The 19831-nt window shown below is 59.1% G+C and carries 26 protein-coding genes and 2 pseudogenes; 15 read left to right on the forward strand and 13 right to left on the reverse strand.

Going from position 1 to position 19831, the window contains the following annotated elements:
• The first annotated feature begins 370 nt into the window (after nt 1-370).
• The gene (locus ACQUS8_RS15025) at nt 371-727 is read left to right on the forward strand and encodes a hypothetical protein (RefSeq protein WP_435102569.1); all 357 of its coding nucleotides are present in this window, start codon (nt 371-373) and stop codon (nt 725-727) included.
• A 24-nt stretch (nt 728-751) separates the two neighbouring features.
• Here ACQUS8_RS15025 and ACQUS8_RS15030 read toward each other — a convergent pair whose 3' ends face one another.
• Together ACQUS8_RS15030 and ACQUS8_RS15035 are read right to left on the reverse strand one after the other, a co-directional pair.
• Nucleotides 752-1024, reverse strand: a complete 273-nt coding sequence (locus ACQUS8_RS15030) for an alpha/beta fold hydrolase (protein ID WP_435102632.1) — start codon at nt 1022-1024, stop codon at nt 752-754.
• Nucleotides 1025-1167: 143 nt separating this feature from the next.
• A pseudogene (locus ACQUS8_RS15035) lies at nt 1168-1752 on the reverse strand (RNA-guided endonuclease InsQ/TnpB family protein); the annotation flags it as partial.
• A gap of 210 nt (nt 1753-1962) precedes the next feature.
• Between ACQUS8_RS15035 and ACQUS8_RS15040 the strand changes: the two are divergent.
• From ACQUS8_RS15040 to ACQUS8_RS15050, 3 genes and pseudogenes are all read left to right on the forward strand, one after another.
• A complete protein-coding gene (locus tag ACQUS8_RS15040; protein WP_435102571.1) occupies nt 1963-2250 on the forward strand; it encodes a hypothetical protein in 288 nt (95 codons plus the stop codon).
• 97 nt (nt 2251-2347) lie between these two features.
• Complete coding sequence (locus ACQUS8_RS15045) at nt 2348-3604, forward strand: RNA-guided endonuclease InsQ/TnpB family protein (protein WP_435102573.1); 1257 nt, start codon at nt 2348-2350, stop codon at nt 3602-3604.
• 60 nt (nt 3605-3664) lie between these two features.
• Nucleotides 3665-4342: pseudogene (locus ACQUS8_RS15050) on the forward strand (TSUP family transporter); the annotation flags it as partial.
• 2 nt (nt 4343-4344) lie between these two features.
• Here ACQUS8_RS15050 and ACQUS8_RS15055 read toward each other — a convergent pair.
• The 5 genes from ACQUS8_RS15055 to ACQUS8_RS15075 all read right to left on the reverse strand — a co-directional run bounded on the left by ACQUS8_RS15055 (nt 4345) and on the right by ACQUS8_RS15075 (nt 6792).
• Entirely contained in the window at nt 4345-4683 is a 339-nt protein-coding gene (locus ACQUS8_RS15055; protein WP_435102575.1) for a DsrE family protein, read from the reverse strand.
• Nucleotides 4684-4726: 43 nt separating this feature from the next.
• Entirely contained in the window at nt 4727-5431 is a 705-nt protein-coding gene (locus tag ACQUS8_RS15060) for a DUF2270 domain-containing protein (protein WP_435102577.1), read from the reverse strand.
• A 122-nt stretch (nt 5432-5553) separates the two neighbouring features.
• Entirely contained in the window at nt 5554-5916 is a 363-nt protein-coding gene (locus ACQUS8_RS15065) for a rhodanese-like domain-containing protein (protein WP_435102579.1), read from the reverse strand.
• Nucleotides 5917-5966: 50 nt separating this feature from the next.
• Entirely contained in the window at nt 5967-6542 is a 576-nt protein-coding gene (locus ACQUS8_RS15070) for a DsrE/DsrF/DrsH-like family protein (RefSeq protein ID WP_435102581.1), read from the reverse strand.
• Between the two features lie 7 nt (nt 6543-6549).
• Nucleotides 6550-6792: a sulfurtransferase TusA family protein gene (locus ACQUS8_RS15075; protein ID WP_435102583.1), complete on the reverse strand. Its 243-nt coding sequence runs from the start codon at nt 6790-6792 to the stop codon at nt 6550-6552.
• A 205-nt stretch (nt 6793-6997) separates the two neighbouring features.
• Here ACQUS8_RS15075 and ACQUS8_RS15080 point away from each other — a divergent pair, with 205 nt between their 5' ends.
• From ACQUS8_RS15080 to ACQUS8_RS15110, 7 genes are all read left to right on the forward strand, one after another.
• Entirely contained in the window at nt 6998-8179 is a 1182-nt protein-coding gene (locus tag ACQUS8_RS15080; protein WP_435102585.1) for an MBL fold metallo-hydrolase, read from the forward strand.
• 2 nt (nt 8180-8181) lie between these two features.
• Nucleotides 8182-8688, forward strand: coding sequence for a YeeE/YedE family protein (locus ACQUS8_RS15085; protein WP_435102587.1), 507 nt, complete (start codon nt 8182-8184; stop codon nt 8686-8688).
• On the forward strand, nt 8685-9125 hold the full coding sequence (locus ACQUS8_RS15090; protein WP_435102590.1) for a DUF6691 family protein: 441 nt from the start codon (nt 8685-8687) through the stop codon (nt 9123-9125). Before ACQUS8_RS15085 ends, ACQUS8_RS15090 begins: the two co-directional genes overlap by 4 nt.
• A 90-nt stretch (nt 9126-9215) precedes the next feature.
• The gene (locus tag ACQUS8_RS15095) at nt 9216-9365 is read left to right on the forward strand and encodes a DUF7512 family protein (protein WP_435102592.1); all 150 of its coding nucleotides are present in this window, start codon (nt 9216-9218) and stop codon (nt 9363-9365) included.
• Between the two features lie 17 nt (nt 9366-9382).
• Nucleotides 9383-10363 (forward strand): sulfite exporter TauE/SafE family protein, encoded by a 981-nt coding sequence (locus tag ACQUS8_RS15100; protein ID WP_435102634.1) that lies wholly within the window; start codon nt 9383-9385, stop codon nt 10361-10363.
• A 66-nt stretch (nt 10364-10429) separates the two neighbouring features.
• The gene (locus ACQUS8_RS15105; protein ID WP_435102594.1) at nt 10430-10831 is read left to right on the forward strand and encodes a helix-turn-helix domain-containing protein; all 402 of its coding nucleotides are present in this window, start codon (nt 10430-10432) and stop codon (nt 10829-10831) included.
• 239 nt (nt 10832-11070) lie between these two features.
• Complete coding sequence (locus tag ACQUS8_RS15110; RefSeq protein ID WP_435102596.1) at nt 11071-12192, forward strand: MBL fold metallo-hydrolase; 1122 nt, start codon at nt 11071-11073, stop codon at nt 12190-12192.
• A 31-nt stretch (nt 12193-12223) separates the two neighbouring features.
• Here ACQUS8_RS15110 and ACQUS8_RS15115 read toward each other — a convergent pair whose 3' ends face one another.
• Both ACQUS8_RS15115 and ACQUS8_RS15120 read right to left on the reverse strand, forming a co-directional pair.
• Nucleotides 12224-12592, reverse strand: coding sequence for a rhodanese-like domain-containing protein (locus ACQUS8_RS15115; protein WP_435102598.1), 369 nt, complete (start codon nt 12590-12592; stop codon nt 12224-12226).
• Complete coding sequence (locus tag ACQUS8_RS15120; RefSeq protein ID WP_435102600.1) at nt 12585-13148, reverse strand: class I SAM-dependent methyltransferase; 564 nt, start codon at nt 13146-13148, stop codon at nt 12585-12587. The genes ACQUS8_RS15115 and ACQUS8_RS15120 overlap by 8 nt, the downstream gene beginning before the upstream one ends.
• A gap of 192 nt (nt 13149-13340) precedes the next feature.
• On the opposite strand from ACQUS8_RS15120, the gene ACQUS8_RS15125 reads away from it, so the two are divergent.
• Complete coding sequence (locus ACQUS8_RS15125) at nt 13341-14588, forward strand: MFS transporter (RefSeq protein WP_435102602.1); 1248 nt, start codon at nt 13341-13343, stop codon at nt 14586-14588.
• Nucleotides 14589-14600: 12 nt separating this feature from the next.
• Here ACQUS8_RS15125 and ACQUS8_RS15130 read toward each other — a convergent pair whose 3' ends face one another.
• Entirely contained in the window at nt 14601-15314 is a 714-nt protein-coding gene (locus ACQUS8_RS15130; RefSeq protein WP_435102604.1) for a DUF4396 domain-containing protein, read from the reverse strand.
• Nucleotides 15315-15437: 123 nt separating this feature from the next.
• Nucleotides 15438-15842 carry a DUF302 domain-containing protein gene (locus tag ACQUS8_RS15135; protein ID WP_435102606.1) on the reverse strand — a complete coding sequence of 135 codons (405 nt, stop codon included), beginning with the start codon at nt 15840-15842 and terminating at the stop codon, nt 15438-15440.
• Nucleotides 15843-16038: 196 nt separating this feature from the next.
• Between ACQUS8_RS15135 and trxA the strand changes: the two genes are divergently transcribed.
• From trxA to ACQUS8_RS15150, 3 genes are read left to right on the forward strand one after another with little or no spacing between them, the layout of a single operon-like run.
• Nucleotides 16039-16446, forward strand: a complete 408-nt coding sequence (gene trxA, locus ACQUS8_RS15140; RefSeq protein ID WP_435102608.1) for a thioredoxin — start codon at nt 16039-16041, stop codon at nt 16444-16446.
• Nucleotides 16447-17478 carry an NAD(P)/FAD-dependent oxidoreductase gene (locus ACQUS8_RS15145; protein WP_435102610.1) on the forward strand — a complete coding sequence of 344 codons (1032 nt, stop codon included), beginning with the start codon at nt 16447-16449 and terminating at the stop codon, nt 17476-17478.
• Nucleotides 17475-18941 carry a multicopper oxidase family protein gene (locus ACQUS8_RS15150; RefSeq protein ID WP_435102612.1) on the forward strand — a complete coding sequence of 489 codons (1467 nt, stop codon included), beginning with the start codon at nt 17475-17477 and terminating at the stop codon, nt 18939-18941. The genes ACQUS8_RS15145 and ACQUS8_RS15150 overlap by 4 nt, the downstream gene beginning before the upstream one ends.
• On the opposite strand, the gene ACQUS8_RS15155 is transcribed toward ACQUS8_RS15150, so the two are convergent.
• Together ACQUS8_RS15155 and ACQUS8_RS15160 are read right to left on the reverse strand one after the other, a co-directional pair.
• Nucleotides 18938-19309, reverse strand: coding sequence for an SHOCT domain-containing protein (locus ACQUS8_RS15155; protein ID WP_435102614.1), 372 nt, complete (start codon nt 19307-19309; stop codon nt 18938-18940). The genes ACQUS8_RS15150 and ACQUS8_RS15155 overlap by 4 nt on opposite strands.
• 213 nt (nt 19310-19522) lie before the next feature.
• Nucleotides 19523-19729, reverse strand: a complete 207-nt coding sequence (locus tag ACQUS8_RS15160; RefSeq protein ID WP_435102616.1) for a hypothetical protein — start codon at nt 19727-19729, stop codon at nt 19523-19525.
• Nucleotides 19730-19831: the final 102 nt, after the last annotated feature.

The raw sequence follows: 19831 nt of genomic DNA on the forward strand, positions 1-19831 counted from the left end.
TCTTCTGCTGTCAATACGGATATTTAAGTTGCATCGTACCATCGCATGACGTACACCGAGGCGGCACGACCGTCCTCCTAATCGGACAATATCGGGACTCCGAGACCCAGAATGTTCGAGACACTTATCTCAAACCGCTGTGGTGTCTCGGTACAAGATAACTCCGAGTCCCCATGCCGGGATAGGAGTAACGGCGGTGTGGCCCCGCCAGTAGCCCGGTCATGCCGACCGGGTTACGAACCAGCAAATATCCCAACTCAGCGGTGCAGTGCCGTGGGAAGCCTCGCCGTTTACGGAGAGGGGGAGGTCACGACTTACGGCGACGGTGAACGGACGATAATTCTTTGAGCTCACCCGTCGACATGTCGCTATGCGCACTCGAACGATCGGATATGCCACTGCCGCCGGCATCGCAACGTTCCTCGTCGTATTTGTCGCCGTCTCAGAAGTCCTCCTCCCATACGTCGAATTCTCAGTCCTCGTGGGTATCCCTGCGGGTCTGGTCGCCGGTGCCCTCGCGGCCGCATTCGTACTCAGCCAAATCGGTCAAGAAGATAGTCCGACGCGACGGAATCTCGCGAAGGCTCTTGGCACGTTTGGCGTCGTCCTCCTCGTCGTATTCGTCCTGGGGGTCGTGCTTCGAGTAGGGAACACGATTTCGCTCGTGGCCGCCGCAATTATTGGGGTTCTCGCGGGCGCCGGCGTATTTGTATTGAGTCGAGAGTAGTTCGTCAACGAGGACACTATCCGATCATGTCTCGACAGTTTTGCCATCGAGAAATGCCGTCACGAGCTTGTCAAAGGTCTTCTTTCGTTGTTCGAACGCGCCGTGAGAGGCGTCGGCGAGGATCTCCAACCGAGAGTCGTCGATCCCGGTCGCCGTCTCTCGGAGGGCCTCCGGTGGGAAAATCGGATCTTGTTCGCCACCGATGACGAGGAACGGGATGTTGATGGCTTCGAGTACGTCGCTCGCGTGGCTCTCATATAGACGGGTGTGTTCAAGGAGTCGATAATCGAGACGTATCCGTCCGCCATCTCTCGTGTTGTCGTCCCCTCCGCGAGATCGGGCGGTCGGCTGATGACGTAGAGCGTGAACTCGTCGACGTACGGTCGATAGTAGTGCTTGAGGAGGACTCGCGAGAGCATCGAATCACGTAGCGGTTGGAAGGCGTCACTCAGTCCGGGAACGAGGTCAACGAGTTGTCGGTGTGCCCACTGGTGGAACTCCTTCACCGGCGACGCGCGTTCCCAAATATGTCGCAGGTTCTCGAACGCGATGTACTCGCGATCGTGCGTCAACGCTTCCTCGATGATGTCGTTGGCCACGCGGTGGAGGACATCCCGAACGTATCGTACCCCTTTGCCGCTCATCTGCTGGATGGTGCGGTGCGCGGACTACGTGCCAGTCTGTTGGAGAGTTACGCGAATCCGCTCGAACTCTCGATGGCGATGCCCGGGTTTCCTACCGGACACGAAGTACGCCGTACTAGTGGTGGCGATGTTGACGATGTCGAGGTCGACGCCGAGAACTGTCCTGTCCTCGTCGTCGCCCTGTTGTTCGACCTGTTTCTCGGGCTTCGGTTCGCGGAAGCCGAGATGCAGGTAGTAATCACCGTCACGCCGAGAAAGGGTGGATTCGGTGAGTTCCCAGTCCTCGCTGTTGAGGTACTGGTGTTGGTAGCTGTCTTTGTCGTCCGGCAGTGCGAAATCGCACCGGATGCGGTCGTCAACTGTGGAAAGAGAGACCCGGCCGTACAGGGCTTCGCATCAAGTCTCCGGAACACTTGCCGCTATATATGACAGTGTGCGTGGCCGAAATCGCGTTCAGGTTGTTTTGAGAGCCCTCAGAGGTAAATCGACACTATATCGCCCGTCGTATCTCGGTATCCGTACTGCCGGTTTAGACAGAGGAATACATAGGTGGTAGCTAAGACACGCTACTCAACCCCTGCTGATCTATCTATGCGTACACCAGAGAAGGCCGTCGATTCCCAGCAGTTCATCGACAATCTCCGGAACTTCCAGTATCGAGAAGTGATGATGTCCCTCGCGACACTTGCTGTCGTGGCAGGCTCAATTTTCCTCTTCCCAGGATGGGCGAACGTTACCAAAGGGATTCAGTCGTCCGTAACGACGGATCTCCTGATTCTCTTTGTTGTCGTCGCGGTCGTCGCCGGCGCGATCAAAGGTATGCTCGGCTTCGGCTATCTTCTAGCAGCGAGAGAATCCCGCCGTTTACGGCGGGCGTGAATCGCGTCACTGCCTTACCCAACCCACTGTCGATGGCAAGGCTGGATATTCTACGTCAATATACACTACTAAGTAATTCTACTTACATAGGCTATGTATGGCGATTGAGGTCACACGTACCTACGTTGGTTCCATCCAGAACCATCAACAGGTGTGCGATGGCCTCAATTCGCTCGGTGATTCTGCCTCGAAAATCTGGAATGTCGCACGCTGGACAGCCGACCGCATCTGGGACGCAACCGGCGAAATCCCAGACGAAGGTATACTGAAAGCGTATATGAAGAACCAGTCGTGCTGGAAAGATTTGAACGCCCAATCCAGTCAGAAAGTCATTGAAGAACTTTCCGACGCTTTCCAGTCGTGGTTCGACCTGCGACACAAGTTTGATGAGGCGAATCCGCCCGGCTACCGCAAACACGGCGATACTCGACCACGCAGTACGGTCACGTTCAAAGCCGATGGCTTCACACACGACCCCGAGAATAATCGCGTCCGACTCAGCAAGGGGTCGAACCTCAAAGACCACTTCTCGGACTTCCTGCTCTGCGAGTACCAGACGCGACCCGACGTTGACCTCTCGGAAGTCAACCGGGTGCAGAACGTCCGTGCGGTCTGGAACGGCTCCACAGACAAGTGGGAACTGCACTTCGTCTGCAAAATCAGCCTTGAAACCGCAGAGTCAGCAGGCGATGAAGTGGCAGGCATCGACCTCGGCATCACGAACATCGCCACGGTCGCCTTCCCCGACGAATACGTCCTGTATCCCGGCAACTCGCTCAAAGAGGACAAACACTACTTCACCCAAGCAGAGTACGACACCAAGGGTGAGAACGGCCCCTCGGAGACGGCGATGTGGGTACGTAGGAAACTCACAGAGCGCGAAACGCACTTCTACCACACGCTTACGGACACCATCATCACCGAGTGTGTCGAACGTGGTGTTGGCACGCTCGCGGTGAGTTGGCCCGAAGACGTGCGAGAGTCCGACTGGGGCAAGACTGGGAACAAGAAGCTGCACTCGTGGGCATTCGACCGCATCTACCGATATCTCGCATACAAGGGCGAGATACGTGGTATCGAGGTGTTGAAAGAGAACGAGTGGGATACGTCGAAGACGTGTTCACGGTGTGGTGACGACACGAAGTCGAATCGTGTTGAGCGTGGGTTGTACGTGTGCTCGTCGTGTGAATTGGTAGCTAACGCGGATTGTAATGGGGCGGAGAATATGCGCCAAAAGATAACTCCGAGTCCTCACGGTGAGGATAGGAGTAACGGCTGTGTGGCACAGCCATCGGTACACCTGTTCGACCGCGAGAGCGGGACGTTCAAATCGAGAGAACAGGTCGTATCGTAGACCGGCAAATATCCCAAACTGCGGGACGGGAAGCCCCGCCGTTCACGGCGGGGAGGATGTCACGCACTCATCACGACACCGATCTTCGCGTCAGTCATTGACCCGACGCTCGCCGTCGTCGTTCTGGCGATTCCACCATGGATGATCAATATGTTCCAGATTGGCGAGACGAAGACCGGAGTCACGTTCATCCGTGAGGAGTGGCTTCTCGTTTCACTGGCGGTTATCGGGTCAGTCATCGGCGTCTACTTCCTGTCACACTACAGCACCGGACCGATCGTCCCATTCCTCATCGGGCTCATCATCCTCGGCTACGTCATTTTCCAAGTCGCTCGGAACTTCGTGACGATCGAAGAAGCCCATCATCCAATCGCCCTCAGTGCAGCAGGCTTTCTGGAGGGATTCCTTCTCGCAGCGTCGAACCTCGGCCCACTCCTCCCGGCATATTTCCACACGTTCGAGCGCGACACCGAACGGTATATCGGCGGACTCTCGATGGTACTCGGTATTATCTTCACGGTGCGCCTCGTCCAGATGGCGCTCTTCACCGATCTCTTGACGACGTACCGAATCTGGCTCGGCTCCACAATCGCCGTCGTGACCATCATCGGCCTTCTACTCGGCACGTACCTGCGTCGTCTCGAGGAGGATCAGCAGAAGTTCAACTGGTTCGTCATCACACTCCTGTTCATCATCTCGCTCAACATCTTCCGGAACACCGTTCCGGCACTCCTCTGAAGCTACGGGACGAGATACGCGTATCCCTCGTTCTGCAGGCGCGTTAGCTCTCCGACGCCGGACGGAACGAGTTCGACGCCGTCGATGAGGTCTGCGGCTGTGACGTCGGTTCCTTCGATGGTGTTCTGGCACTGCTTGACGGTGACGCCGCGCTCGAGGAGTTCTACAACACGTTCTCGCTCTGGCGAGTCTTCAAGGACGAGTTGGAGGCCGCCGCTGTTCGTGACGAGAACGACGTCGTCGAGGTCAATCGTCTCGTCGTTGAGGAGGTTGGCGATATTGTTGACGACACGTGTCTGGAGGGTGTTCTCGTCGTTTGAATGGTGGAAGACAGCCTGCATGCGTCTCGATTCGTCCGAATCCCGGATAAGCGCTATGACCTGGTTAGCGTTCTTTTCGGAGGCGTTCGTCGCGCAGTTCGCCTTTCGCGTGCCACGTCCGTGGCCGGCAGGCGACGGCGAGTGTGCCGACGAAGAAGACAGCAACGAATGCGACGACGAGTGGGCCGGAGATCATCCCGATGGCGGCGGTCTGGATCCACGACTCTGGAGAGAAGGCGGTAATGCGGACGACCCATGCAGCAAGCATGATACTGAGCATCGGGAGGTAGATGCGTCGCAAGCGGTGTGCGATGGCTTCTTCAGCAGTAATCTTGATCGCTGGTGCACGGTAGTCATCGCTGAGTTTCTCTCGCCACTCTGGGTTAGCGACGTCTTTCGTGGGATCAAGGCCGACCGACCAGACGTTCTCCTGAAGAATGCGGACGCGTGAGCGCCAGATGTCGTACCCTCGGTAGCGTCGCGCCTCGATGACGAGGAAAACTGTGAGTGTCGCAACGCCGATGAGGACGATGTAGTGGGGGTTGTCCGGACTGGAGAACGCCCACGTGAGGATGGCGGCCATGACGATGACCGCCCAGTTCGTGGTCTTATCGAGTCGTTCGCGCCAGTACTTCATCCGATGGATTTCGCCCCGATAGAGGTGCGCCATCGCTCCGCTCGGTCCCATCTCCTCGTCGAGTAGCCCCTTCCCGACGTCGCGATGCTCAGGGTCTGCTAGGTCGCCACGCCCCTCCGAATCATCAGTCATCGTCGTACACCCGGCGCGAAGCCGCGTCGACCTTTGGGGGTAATATATGGATGTTCATAATATTCGCTATACTATGCACAGTCATTCTGGGCTCCTTAGTGCTTATGCCCGAAGTCGTCGAGTTACCCACGTGCTTGGATAGAGCGGACGGTAGCAGCAGGTGCTTCACCGACCGTCTCGTACGGCCAGTCGCTCATCCCACCAATGAGGGCTTTCGCATCGTAGCCCCGCTTTCGGAGGTGTTCGGCAGCAAGTGAGGCCTTCGAGCCGCTGAAGCAGACGACGGCGATTTCTTGGTCGTCGGGAAGTTCGTCGAGAGACGCATCGAGACCGATGAAGCTCTCGCCGGCGAGTTGGTCGTAGATCGGGAGATTGTGGCTCTCCACGATGTGGTTCTCATGGTAACTGTATGCCGGCCGCACGTCGAGAACGAATAGCTCATCGGCACGATCTCGAACCGCTTCAGCCCGAATCGTATTGTTCACTATATACAATACTACATTCTAGAGAATACATAAATGGTTCGCCGCTCCGGTTAGACCAGTAGTTGGATGTCAGCGTCGGCCATGTCCTGTATGGCAGTCGCAGCGCCGACACCGGTGGTGACCCCATCGTAGAAGTCGTCCTCGTCGTAGTCCATGAGATCAATCGTCATCTGACAGGCCTGGAACTCAACGCCCATGTCAAGTGACGTGTCGATCAGCTCCTCAATCGTGGCCGTATCATTGTCCTCGATCCGCTTTTCCATCATCTTCGTCGTCATCTTATCCATCCCCGGGAGCGCGGCGATGGCGTTCGGGACCGGCATGTTGGGGTTGCCGACAGAGCTCAGTTGGAGGTTCTTCGAGCGGTCCTCATGGAGAATGTCGAGTCCCCAGAACGTGTGGAAGACCGTGACCTCGTAGCCGAAGGCGGCTGCAGTACTCGCGAGGATGAGCGGCGGATACGCCATATCAAGTGTCCCCTTCGTCGCGATGATGGACATCTTCGGCTGGTCGTCGTCTGCTCGGGCTTCGATGTCGGCGATTTGCGCTTCGAGTTCCTCGACACGTGCCGCCAGTTCCGCGCGGCTGGGGTCGTCGTCGCTGGGAGTTGGGGTGTCGGTACTCATGAGTAGTTTACTCCGTCTTCCGCACGTAGTGTGTGTACACCTCGTCGCCTTCCTGCTGATCGACGAGTTCGACCCCGGCGGTCGTGTCGGCCCACCCACCCAGGTCGCTCATGCTCCCCGGATCGGTCGCGAGTACTTCGAGCACTGCACCTTCCTCAAGCTTGTCGATGGTCTGCTTCGTTTTGACGACCGGCATCGGACAGTTCTGACCCTTCACGTCGAGCGTCTCAGTGACTTCGTAGTCCGTCATGATATTGACTTCACCCTCCAATATTGGACTGAGCGTGAAAAGCGCATCGGTAGTAATTCAGGTACAGACACTATTGTGGTGGCGTTATATCACTATAATGCGCGTATACAGGACATTCAGGAGTGTATTGCCGGAGTAGTATTGTGCAGAAAATGAGTTTCTATGCAAAGCCTTATTTGTCGACGGCCGATAGTGGGCAGTGAAGATGAGTGACGCCGACCCGACGACGGCGGAGGAACAGATTGCCGAAGTCACGCCTGAGCAGCTGAAGGAGCGAATCGACAGGGGTGAAGACGTATTTGTCCTTGACGTCCGGTCGGAGGGTGACTTCGAAGAGTGGCATATCGACGGTGAGAACGTCGACATCGTGAACTACCCGTACTTCCAGCTAATCGACGAAATCCCCGACGACCTTCACGAGGAGCTTCCCGACGACCGCCGTCTCACGGTGCTCTGTGCGAAGGGTGGATCCAGTGAGATGATCGCTGAGAACCTCGAATCGGATGGCTACGAGGTTGAACACCTTGAGCGTGGGATGAAGGGGTGGGCGCGCATCTACGAGTATTCGGAACTCGACGTGGACGTCGATGCGACGGTCGCACAGTACCGTCGGCCGTCGAGTGGCTGCCTGGCGTACCTCATCGTTTCTGAGGACGAGGCCGCAGTCATCGACCCGCTCCGCGCATTCACGACCGAGTACGTGCAGGACGTGCGCACACTTGGCGCCGACGTAGCGTATGCACTCGACACACACATCCACGCTGACCACATCTCAGGCCTCCGCGACCTCACGACCGAGACCGACGCGACGCCGGTTCTCCCAGAGCGTGCAGTTGAGCGTGGCGTCGACTACGATGTCGACTACATGACGGTCACGGACGGCGAGATGGTGACCGTCGGCGATGTCGACATTGAGGTCATCACCACACCTGGCCATACGACGGGCATGACCGCCTACAAGGTCGGTGACGTGCTCTTCACGGGCGACGGCCTCTTCACAGAGAGCGTTGCACGACCTGACCTCGAAGACCCCGAAGCAGCTAAGGACGCCGCGCGGACCCTTTACGAGAGTCTGCAGGCAAAGATTCTCTCACTCCCCGATGAAACGGTTATCGCACCCGCACACTTTAGCGACGCGGCAACTCCGAACGACGACGGCACCTACACCGCTAAACTCGGCGATTTGAAGGCGCGTATGGAGGCGCTGTCGATGGATGAAGACGAGTTCGTCGACTTCATCGTCGCAGATATGCCGCCCCAGCCGGCGAACTACGAAGAGATAATCGCGACGAATCTTGGACAGGAAGCGCCCGATAACGAACGCGCGTTTGAACTCGAACTCGGGCCGAACAACTGCGCGGCGAGTGAGGACGCCCTCACGAACTAACGATGGGGTTACTCACACCAGTAGCCGCGTCCGGGCTCGAGACACTATTCCCACGCGGTATCTTGCCGTATCTGATCGGCGGGATTCTCGTGGGGTTCGGCGCCACGGTCATCTACCTCTCGACAGGGATTATCGCGGGCGCGAGCACGTTCCTCGAGTCGACGCTGAGCTACGTCTCGGACGTTGAGCGATTCAACCGCTTCAAGTACGTCCAGTCGCGCGACTGGCGCGTCGTCTTCACACTCGGTATCGTCGCTGGTGCTGCCGTCTGGGGACTGGCGCTCGCACCGAACCCCGGTGTCTGGACGACCGACGTTCAGTGGTGGCGCCTCCTCGGGGGTGGGATACTCGTCGGAATTGGCACTCGTCTCGGGAAAGGCTGTACGAGCGGGCACGGTGTCTGCGGTGTCGGTTCGCTCTCTGAGACGTCGTTAGTGAACGTTGCGACGTTCATGGCGTTCGCTATCGGCACCGCCCAACTCGTCGCCGCGCTCGGGGTGGCACCATGAGCGAGAGTCGCGAGAGCCCGTTGTTCATGCCCGCGATCTTTATCGGCGGGCTCGTCTTCGGGCTCGGTCTCGCTATCAGTGGCATGGCACGCCCTGAGGTCGTGCTGGACTTCCTCCAGTTCGACGACTTCGGTCTCCTCTTCGTCATGGGAGGGGCTGCCGTCGTCACTGGCGTGACGTTCTTCGTCGCGACTACCGGCCTCAACCGTGCTCCACTCACCGGCACCGAATACACGCGTCGCGTGAAGGAGTTCGACCGGAACGTCGTCCTCGGCGGCGCAATCTTCGGCGTCGGCTGGGGGATTTCGGGGATCTGTCCCGGCGCCGCGTACGCGAGCGTCGGTATCGGAAACTACCCGATCTTCTGGGCCATCGCCGGGATGTTCCTCGGTGCCTACATTCAGGGCGCCGTCCGGACTCGCCTCTCGGAGAACTAACCACCATGTTTCAACAGACACAGACAGTCTCCACACGCCAGCAGTATTGTGTAGTGAACCCAATTTCAAGCAAGAATAGGGTGGTCTAATATGATGGGTCTCGAAACCCTGAGCGAGCCGCTGCAGGCAGCTGCGGCCATTAGCGTCGTCTTCGCCGAATCACTCGCGCTCTACGTGGTGTACGGGGCGTTGAGTCGGCTCGTCACATCGACTGTTCTCAACAGCCTCGGAGGTGAGTGACGATGGAAATCCTCGGAATGAGCCTCCTGATGGTTGGCGTGTTTGTCGGTTTCGGCCTCCTCATCGGAACCCTGTTCGGGTTCTTCGGAATGGGTGGATCATTCCTCGTGACTCCCGCCCTCCTCGTCTTGGGGTATCCGTCGACGGTCGCTGTCGGAAGCGGGCTCGCGTTTGTTTTCGGGACGAGTGTCATCGGCGCGCTCAGACATCGCGACCACGGACAGGTTGACTACAAGCTGGCGGCGATCATGACTGTCGCGATGACTATCGGTATCGAGCTCGGGAAAAACGTCGTGTTCTTCCTTGAGGCAACAGGGATGGCCGACCTCATCATCAACGTCGCGTACGTGGGGCTGCTCGCCGCTGTCGGGCTGTTCACGCTCCGCGACGCCCGCTCGGACACGGCCGACGAGCCGGGCCTCAATCTCGCCGACCGTGTTCAGGCCATCGAACTCCCGCCGATGGTGACGCTTCGAGGCGACGTTCGTGTCTCGGGGCTCATAATCTTCGCCGTCGGGTTGGTCATCGGTGTCCTCTCGGGATTCCTCGGCGTGGGCGGCGGATTCCTCCTGATGCCCGCGATGATGTACGGGCTCGGCGTGCCCGCCGCGGTCGCCGTCGGGACCGACATCCTCCAGATCACGATCTCGGGGGCATTCGGCGCGTTCACCTACGCGCAGTCCGGCTCGGTCGCCCTATCCGTTGTTGGGTTCCTCTTGCTGGGGAGCGCTCTCGGTGCCCGTATCGGTGCCGGGGCGACTAATCTTGTCGACGAGGAGTCGATTAAGGGCTACTTCGCTGCGATGCTCCTCGCAGGAAGTGTCGCTGTCGCTGCGAACAAGCTCGGCAACGTCTACGGGATCGAGATTCTCAATACTGTGAGTACCGTGCTGATCTTCGGTGCAGCACTGCTCGTGAGTAGTGCTGTCGTCCTCGCGGCCATCTGTCGACTACGAGGGGATAGTACTGGAACGTGGTGTCGGCTCACGACGTCATAGAAAGGCGCAGTATTGTGCCCACTATACAAATACTTTTGAGTGTTGAAACCGTACTCTAGATAACTAATGGCTAATTCGATGAACGAGATGCTCCGGCAGGATATGGAGTGTGAGGGCCTGCTCGAGTGCTTCCACGACCTGAAAGAACTCGACAAGGAGATCTTCGAAGTGCTGTGTGATTACGAGGAACCGCTTACAGTCGACGAGATCGCCGACGAAGTCGACCGCGAGCGCTCGACGGCCTACCGGTCGGTCCAGCGACTGCTCCAGACTGGCTTCATCCAGAAAGAGCAGGTGAACTACGAACAGGGTGGGTATTACCACGTCTACCGTCCCCGCGACGGCGAAGAAATCGCACAAGAGATGCAGCGCACGCTCAACGACTGGTACGCGAAGATGGGTCAACTCATCGGCGAGTTCGGTGAGAAGTACGGCGATCAGCCCGAATCCGCGACTGTCGAGGGTTAATCAAACAGACCAACTCACGTACTCTTCTTACCACTGCAAAGGAATTAGCTGTGCCTCTGCGAAAGGGGCGGCGGGAAGAATGCTCGAACTCTACCAGACCGCCCCAGAATCGAATATTGTGTAGAAGTGTAAATACCCACCGATACTGATCTATCGAGCCTTCTTCATCACTATCGGATGCAGTAACCACCAGGTTGGACGATACATTTATGCGCTAGTGTTGGTTAGTATTGGGTGTAATGGGCAATATTGAACTCTCGCCATCGGAAGTCGCACGACGCGTGCAGGAAGAGGGCTCCGAGGACCTCTTCATCCTCGACGTGCGTAACGAAGACGACTACGAGGAATGGCAGATTCCGGGCAGCACGAACCTGCCAGTCTACGACGAGCTACTGGAGTACGACTTCTCGACGCTCGAGGAGCGCCTCGAGGAACTCCCTGAAGATAAAGAAATCGCGACTGTCTGTGTCGGTGGTGTGACGTCGGCTCGCGCCGCCGAATTCCTCCGTGAGCACGGCTTCGACGCGAAGTCTATGGACAACGGGATGAACGGCTGGGGGCGCGTTCACCGCGAGTACGATACGGCTACTGACGGTGTCGTCCAGATCGTCCGGCCGGGTACGGGGTGTGTCTCCTACCTCGTCCACGACGGCGGTGAGGCGGTCGTCGTCGACCCATCGCAGTACATCGACCAGTACCTGAGCGTTGCTGATTCGCACGGGCTGGACATCGTCGGTGTCACAGACACTCACGCCCACGCGGACCACGTCTCGGGTGCGCGACGCCTCGCCGGCGAACTCAACATCCCCTACTACCTCCACGAAGACGACGCGGCGGAACTTGACGAAGTGACCGAACTCGAAGACGGTGACGCCATCGACGTCGGCGAGCGCGAACTCGATGTGCTCCACACGCCCGGTCACACGCCCGGTAGCGTCTCCTTCCGGTTCGGTGACGCGCTCCTCTCAGGGGATACGCTGTTCCTCCGGAGCGTCGGCCGCCCCGACCTCGAGGACAGTTCCGAGGAAGCCGTCCGCGAGGCCGCGAGCCAGCTGTTCGACAGTCTCGACTATCTCACCGACCTCGACAACGCGACCGTCGTCCTCCCCGGCCACTTCAGCGACGAGGAGATTCGACCGCTCGCGACCGAACTCGGCGCGCTCCAGGAGAAGTCGACCAACGAACTCCTCAGCTACGTCGAGGACGACGACGAGGAGACGTTCGTCGAGACCATCGTCGAGAGCCTCGCCGACGAGCCCGCCAACTACAACGAAATCAAGCAGATCAACTGGGGGAAAACCCAGCCCGGTGGCGACGTCGAGGCGCTCGAACTCGGCCCCAACAACTGCGCTGCTAACTAACGCTCCCGACCCCTTCGTCGGGCTTTCGTTTTTAGGGAAGGAGTGACCGGATAGCGGCCAAGATCCGATACAGGAGTGTGTTTGCCTCGTACTGACGCCAACCCGTGTACCCGCCGATGAGCGTCGCCGCGTCGTACCCTCGATCGGCGAGCGTCGACGTCGCCTTCTTGGCGACGACACCGGCCTTGCAGACGGTAACGACCGTAGCGGCTTCTGGGATGTCGTCGAGATACTCGATGAGTACGTCGCTCTCACCCCGTCGAAGTTCGTGGTAGACCGGCGCGTTGTAGCTCCCGTCGATGTGACTGCGCTGGAAATCCGCCTCGGGGCGAATGTCGAGGACGAAGACGCCCTCCTCGGAACGTAACTCATCCAGTTGTTCTGGAGAGACGCTACGCATTGAGCACCCCGACAACGAGGAACGTCTCTCGCCTGGTCGCCCAGAACTCGATCTCGAAACCGACGTCACGAAGCTCGGTTACGACCGCGTCGCCGTCGTAGCGCTCCTCCAGCGGTGGCCCTGCCTCGCCGTCACCATCTGCCGACCAGTCCGCGACGACGAGTCGTCCATTCGGACGAACCACCCGCGCGATCTCTTCGAGTGCTTGTTCGCTCGCGAACTCGTGATACGTCATCGTCGAGAATGCGGCATCGAGAGTATCGTCGTCGAACGGGAGGTCGACGACGTCAGACTCAACCAATTCGACGTTCTCCGGGAGGCCCTTTTCGCGATACTGCTCGTGCATTTCTGCCTGCAGGTCGACCCCGTATACGGACTCAACCTGGGGTGCAACGTCGTCTGTGTAGAAACCCGTCCCACTCCCGAGATCCGCAACAGTTTCTGTCCCGTTCACGTCAAGCGCCCAGAGTAGCTCTTCACGGGAGATATAGCGGTATCGACGCGCTGCGTCTTCGAGCTTCGATGCCTTCGCAGCGTCGAACGTGTGGTAACCCATACTGTGTAGTTGTGTCCATACTACGAAATAGACATCGGTGCAGGATACTTATTACATGGGGAATATGTGGCATTAGTCCCCTTCTTCGGAATGGATATACATTCAGGATTGTGTAGTAATGTATATGATGAGCACATCTGTTGGGGTTTCGCCGTCGGAGACAGCCGGTACTCCGGGGAGTGATCCAGACCGATGAGCGCTATCCAAGGGATTCGCGAGAACTGGCAGCAGTTCGTCCTCCAGTTGCTGATGGTGTTCGCCGTCGGGCTCACTATCGGGAGCGAGCGGACGGTCGTTCCCGTTCTCGGTCGGGAGGTATTCGGCCTTGAATCGCTCCTGGTGATCGGCTCGTTCGTGTTGAGCTTCGGGTTCGTGAAGGCGCTGTTGAACCTCTATGGCGGGAAATGGGCCGACACATACGGCCGCAAGCCGATTCTTTCGCTCGGTTGGGTTGTCGCACTTCCCATCCCCGTAGTTCTCGTCTTCGCGACGAACTGGTGGTGGGTCACGCTCGCGAACGTGCTCCTCGGCGTTAACCAGGGACTGGCGTGGAGTATGAGCGTAAACGCGAAGATCGACCTCGCAGGTGACACGCAGCGCGGTCTTGCGGTCGGTCTCGACGAGACATTCGGCTACGTTGGCGTCGCTGTCGGTGGATGGATCTCCGGGGTCGTCGCCACGGCCTACGGGCTCCGTCCCGAGCCGTTCTTCCTCCTCGCCGGCGTGGTACTCGTTGGTCTCCTCGCCTCGATACTCCTCGTCGAGGAGACGAAGCCGTATGCCGACGCCGAAGCAGACGCCGCCGAGAGCGGTGACAGCGATGGCGACCTCCCGTTTGCCGAGGTAGTGAAGCAGGCGACCTATGGTGACCGGACGCTGTTCGCGGCGGCTCAGGCCGGGAGCGTCGAGAAGTTCGTTGACGCACTCGTCTGGATCGCCTTCCCGCTGTACTTCACGACACGAGGGCTCTCAGTTGCGGAAGTCGGTGTGGTTGTGGGCGTCTACGGCGGTGTCTGGGGTGTCGGCCAACTTTACACGGGTCGGCTCGCCGACCGCATCGGCCGCCGGCCGCCGATCGTCGTCGGGATGTTTATCGCGGGTGTCGGGACGGCACTGACAGCGGTTGTTAGCGGGTACTGGCTGTGGATCGGTGCCGCGACTGTCACCGGTGCAGGAATGGCGCTGCTCTACCCAAACCTCATCACGGTCGTCGGGGATGCCGCACATCCACGCTGGCGGGCACAGGGCCTCGGTGTGTACCGTATGTGGCGCGACGCCGGCTACGGATTCGGCGCGATTTTCGTCGGCTTGCTCGCCGACCTCGTCTCGATCGAGGCAGCCATCCTCGGCGTCGGCGTCGCGATGCTCCTCTCAGGTCTTGTCACGCTCGCCTGGCTCGAAGAGACCCATCCAAACTTCGGCACGCACGGAACACGCTGAGAGCGACACCAGTTAGCTCCCAGCGTTGAGTTCGGCCGGATTCTTCATCCCTTCTTTCACGCCGAGTCTGACAAGCGCGACGTTTATCGGGAACGCCGCGAGGAAACCAATCGAGAGCGAGAAGACCAGCGCCATCCAGAACAGAATGTCGCCCATGTGTGCGTCGGCTGCGAGGAGGAGGTCGATGCCGATTGCGGCAATTTCCATAATTGTGATCGAGGGAGTCTCACTGTAGAAGGCGTCCGTCACCGCCTCACCGAAGCTGACTCCCTCCTGCATGAGTGGTCCGACGGTGAGCGCGTAGCCGAAGACGTAGGCAAACCCGAACGTAATTGCAGCGACCCACCCGACCGCCAGTGCGAGAATACCCTGTGCAATCGTCACACCGACAACTTCGCCGGCGCCACATCCCGAGTAACAGTGAGCTGTCGAGCGGACGCCACGACGCCACAGTGAGTCGTGGCTAATCTGCGTCCGGCCGGCGTACCAGTAGAGAGCGAGTCCGAACGGTCCTGAATAGAGGACAACTAAGCCCCAAACCCCCTTCATTAGCGAGGGAATTGCCTGATTTCGCTTCCGGATATCCCAGACGAGTGTGCCGACTGAAACGGCGACCAGTACCGTCCACAGGAGTGCGACTTGTGGGTCAGACAGAATCGGTCTGAGAACAGATCGAAGCGGCTCGAACAACTGCTCGAGGCGCGAGACGAGTTGGTCAAGTATCATGGTGTGAAGTGGACACTGCCTTCGCCCAGCTGGTTGTCGATGATCTCTCGGTTCACAATACCGTCGGCTCGTTAAATGCGGTTGCGGCTAACGATCCAAAGCGATAGGAACGAGAGTCGACCGTTACTCTTCGACGCTTTCGGGAAGCGAGTCGAGTACCCGCTCGAAACGCTCACGGACCTCGGCGGCGATTTCGTCAAGTTCAGGATTGTCGACGGCGTCGAGAAGGACCTCGGGGTCGACGGCACGCACGGCGACGTCGCCGTCGTCGGTCTCGTAGACGATGACATTGCACGGCAGGAGAGCGCCTAGACCCAACTCGGCCTCAATTCCCTCGTGAGCCAGCGGCGGATTGCACGCGCCGAGAATTCGGTACTTCCGGAAGTCGACGTCGAGCTTCTTCGCGAACGTCGCCTCGACGTCGATGTCACACAGGACGCCGAACCCTTCTTCAGCGAGTGCCTCCTCGGTCTGCGCGACGACATCGTTGAACGATCCCGCGACCTGCTTGTCCAGAGTATAGGACATATTAGACAATTCTAACTAAGAGGACTTAGAGGTTGTGTTGCTTATGGTTTCTATGAGTTTGATTGTCTGTGGCTATTAGCACCCTGTAGAGAGAAAATTGATTCATCCGGCAAAAGGAGGAAGATCTCATGCGACGTCAGTATTGTTCACTACGTACAAAACTATTAAGCCAGTCCGGCCCCTATCTCGAAACACAATGGCAGAACGAACGGCAAACGACATTGAGGAGATTCGTGAGAGGCGCCGCGATGAGTTGCTCGATGCAGCGGATGGTCGGTCAACTTCCGAAGAGCCGGTTTACGTAAACGGTGAGTCAGAGCTCAACGCGATAGTCAGCGAGTACGACGTCGTTCTCGTCGACTTCTACGCGGACTGGTGTGGACCGTGCCAGATGCTCGAGCCGATTCTCGAGAGCCTCGCCGCAGAGACTGACGCAGCCGTCGCGAAGGTCGACGTCGACCAGAACCAGCAACTCGCGGCGCGGTACGGCGTCCAAGGTGTCCCGAACGTTGTCGTGTTTGCAGACGGTGAGCCGGTCGAACGAGTCGTCGGCGTCCGTGACGAGACGTTCTACGCGAATCTTGTCGAGGAGGTGGCGAACTAGATGGGCAAGGTTCACGACCTCGTCATCGTCGGGTCGGGCATCGCTGGCCACTCCGCCGCGATCTACGCAGCACGGGCGGACCTTAATCCGCTAGTCCTTACTGGTCCCGAACCAGGGGGCCAGCTCACGCTCACGACAGACGTTGAGAACTTCCTCGGCTTCCCCGAGGGCGTTGGTGGCGCAGAACTCGCCCAACGTGGTCGCGAGCAGGCCGAACAGTTCGGTGCCGAGTACCGTCGTGGCCGCGTCGTCGAGGCCGACTTGGAGACACGCCCATTCGCCCTCGAGCTCGCGTCCAACGAGACAGTTCGTACTCGCGCACTCGTCGTCGCGACGGGTGCGAGCGCACGCTGGGTCGGCGCCGAGAACGAAGACGAGTTGATGGGCTACGGTCTCTCGACGTGTGCCACCTGCGACGGTGCGTTCCACCGCGAGCACGACGTCCTCGTCGTCGGTGGTGGTGACTCCGCTATGGAGGAAGCCACGTTCCTGACGAAGTTCGCCGACACAGTTTATGTCGCTCACCGTCGTGACGAACTTAGCGCCTCCGAGATCATGCGCCAACGTGCGTTCGACAACGACGACGTCGAGTTCCTCTGGAACACCGAACTCCTCGAACTCCAGGGGAGTCGTGAGGAGGGCATCACTGGTGCGGAACTCGTCACGCACCCAGAGGGGTATCCACGAGAGAAACTCGAGGCAGATGAGTCCGTAGAGCGGCGCGTCCTCGACGTACAGGGCGTCTTCTACGCAATCGGTCACACGCCGAATACTGCGTTCCTCGAGGAAACCACGGTCCCGCTCGACGAGGACGGCTATATCGAGACTCGCGAGGGAATGACCACCGAGACTGCCGTCGAGGGCGTGTTCGCTGCTGGCGACGTGATGGACCGCAAGTACCAACAGGCGATCACCGCCGCTGGAACAGGAAGCATGGCCGCCCTCGACGCCGAGGAGTGGCTCGAAGAGCACAGAACCGATTTCGAGCCACCCGCCACAGAAAAGTCACTCTCGGACGACGCGACAGTATGAGCAAGGAGAGTCGACGCCAGTTTCTAGCTGGCCTCGCTGGGACGGGACTCATGTCACTGGCGGGGTGTGCCGGACTCCTCCCCGGTCGAGACGGACGGGGACCGAGTCCGCCTATCGGCGAGGGCGACCAGGAACCGGGCGATTCCTTCGAACCGCCGACGTACACGCCGCCCGAGCCCGAGCCGCTTCCTGCCCCCGACGTAACCCGGACGCTACAGGCGACTGAAGCGACGATTTCCCCGTCTGGAAGCGACACGCGACGGACCTGGACCTACGACGGGCAATACATCGGCCCCGAACTCCGAGTCAGTGAGGGTGACGTTCTCGAAGTGACGCTCCAGAACGACCTCCCGGCGGTGACGACCACACACTGGCACGGCATTCCCCTCCAGAACGCGATGGACGGTGTTCCGTACGTCACGCAGGACCCCGTCGACCAAGGAACGCCGTTCACCTACACGTTCCGTGCGGAGCCTGCAGGGACGTACTTCTACCACAGTCACGTCGGGCTGCAACTCGACCGCGGCCTCCTTGGCCCACTCGTCGTCGAAGAAGCGGACCCACACGTCGACTACGACCGCGAGTTCACCGTCGTCTTCGACGACTACCTCGACCAACCTCCCGAACCACTCTCCAACGGTGGGAGCGGAATGGGTGGAGGAATGGGCGGCGGCATGGGCGGGATGATGGGTGACGTGCGGCCACCCTACACCGGGTTGACGGCGAACGGCCGACTCCCGACGAACGCGCCAACCCTTGACGTTGAGGAGGGTGAACGCATTCGGTTCCGCTTCGTGAACGCCGCGAGTGCAACCGAGTTCCGAACCCGACTCGCCGGCCACCGTATGGCCATCTCGCACGTCGATGGCCGCCCAGTCGACCCCGTGACCGTCGACGAGTTCGTCTTCGGCCCCGGAGAGCGCTACGACGCCGTCGTCAAGATGACGAACGCCGGAGCGTGGCAACTGCTCGCCGACCCCGTCGACGGCGAAGAGTCGCCGGCTCGCGTCGACGTCCAGTACGAAGGCCAAGATGGACCACCGCGTCTCCCCGACTGGGGTAGTGGACAGCACCTCCGCTACGGCTCACTGCACGCACGTGAGGAGATGCCGGTCTCCGGGTCGCCGGACCGAGTCTACGACCTCACTCTCTCCCGTGCGGGGAACTCGTACACTTGGCTCATCGACGGACAGGCGTACCCGAACGCAGAACCACTCGACGTCAAAGAAGGTGAACACGTCCGATTCCGGATGATCAACCACAGTCCAGTCACCCACCCGATGCACCTCCACGGCCACTTCTTCCGCGTCGGCGACGCCCTCATGGACACCGTCCGCGTGCCCGGCCACATGGGGCAGGTCAGTATCGACTTCCGTGCCGACAACCCCGGGAACTGGCTCTTCCACTGCCACAACCTCTATCACCTCGAGTCCGGGATGGCTCGGGTCGTTCGATACGTCTAGCCTTCTCGTCTAAGTTGTTCTCTGCGTTCTTCGAACTCCTCCTGCGTTAATTCGCCACGTGCGTATGCCAACCGCAGCTCTTCGAGGGCTGGGTCAACTCTCCCAGCTGCACGATCGCTGCCGGCCACGGCTCGGTAGAGCACATATCCAATTCCCGCTAAGATCACGAGCCAAAACAGCATCATAACAAGTCCCCAGAATGAGGACATTCCACCCATCATCCCGTCGCTCCACCACCAGCCCATCATTCCCATCATCGGCATCATGAACACCATCATCAGGAGTGGTGCAAGGACGATAACGCCGACGACGAGAATAACGAGTCGGAAAAGGTCTCGGTCACCGGAACGGCGTGGCTCTGAACTCATACTTGAACCTCCGTGTGGTCGCGATATAACCATTATCCCGAATTTGCACTGTGGCGAATTAATGAAGTCTCTTGCTGGCAAACACAAACCATCCAGTAATATATCGACGTCAAGACTGGCAGGCCACTTCGTAGCGACTGGCTTTCTACCTGGGAAAACCACCCACCATCTCTTTGGTTGACACCGCGTACATCCTGGTAATGACGACTTTCGTCACAGTGAGGTGGGGTAATGACGGACGATAAAGAACCAGAGCACCCGATCGGCACGTATCCTTCCTGTCGATTCTGTGATGGGGATGCGACCGAGGAGGTATCCGATACTGTCGAATCCGAAAACCAAGAAGACCGTTCTGAACACGAGCATCACGCCGGTGAGCACGTTGAGCACGGGCATCCCGACCATGATCTCGCGGAACACGAGATGCGTGAGCCCCAGCCACATCACGAACGAGCTGCTGATGAGCCGTCTGTGAGCCACGTGACGCCAACAACGGGGCACGAAGGTCACGACCACACTGGC

Source organism: Halarchaeum sp. P4, from assembly GCF_051195175.1.
Classification (GTDB): Archaea; Halobacteriota; Halobacteria; order Halobacteriales; family Halobacteriaceae; genus Halarchaeum.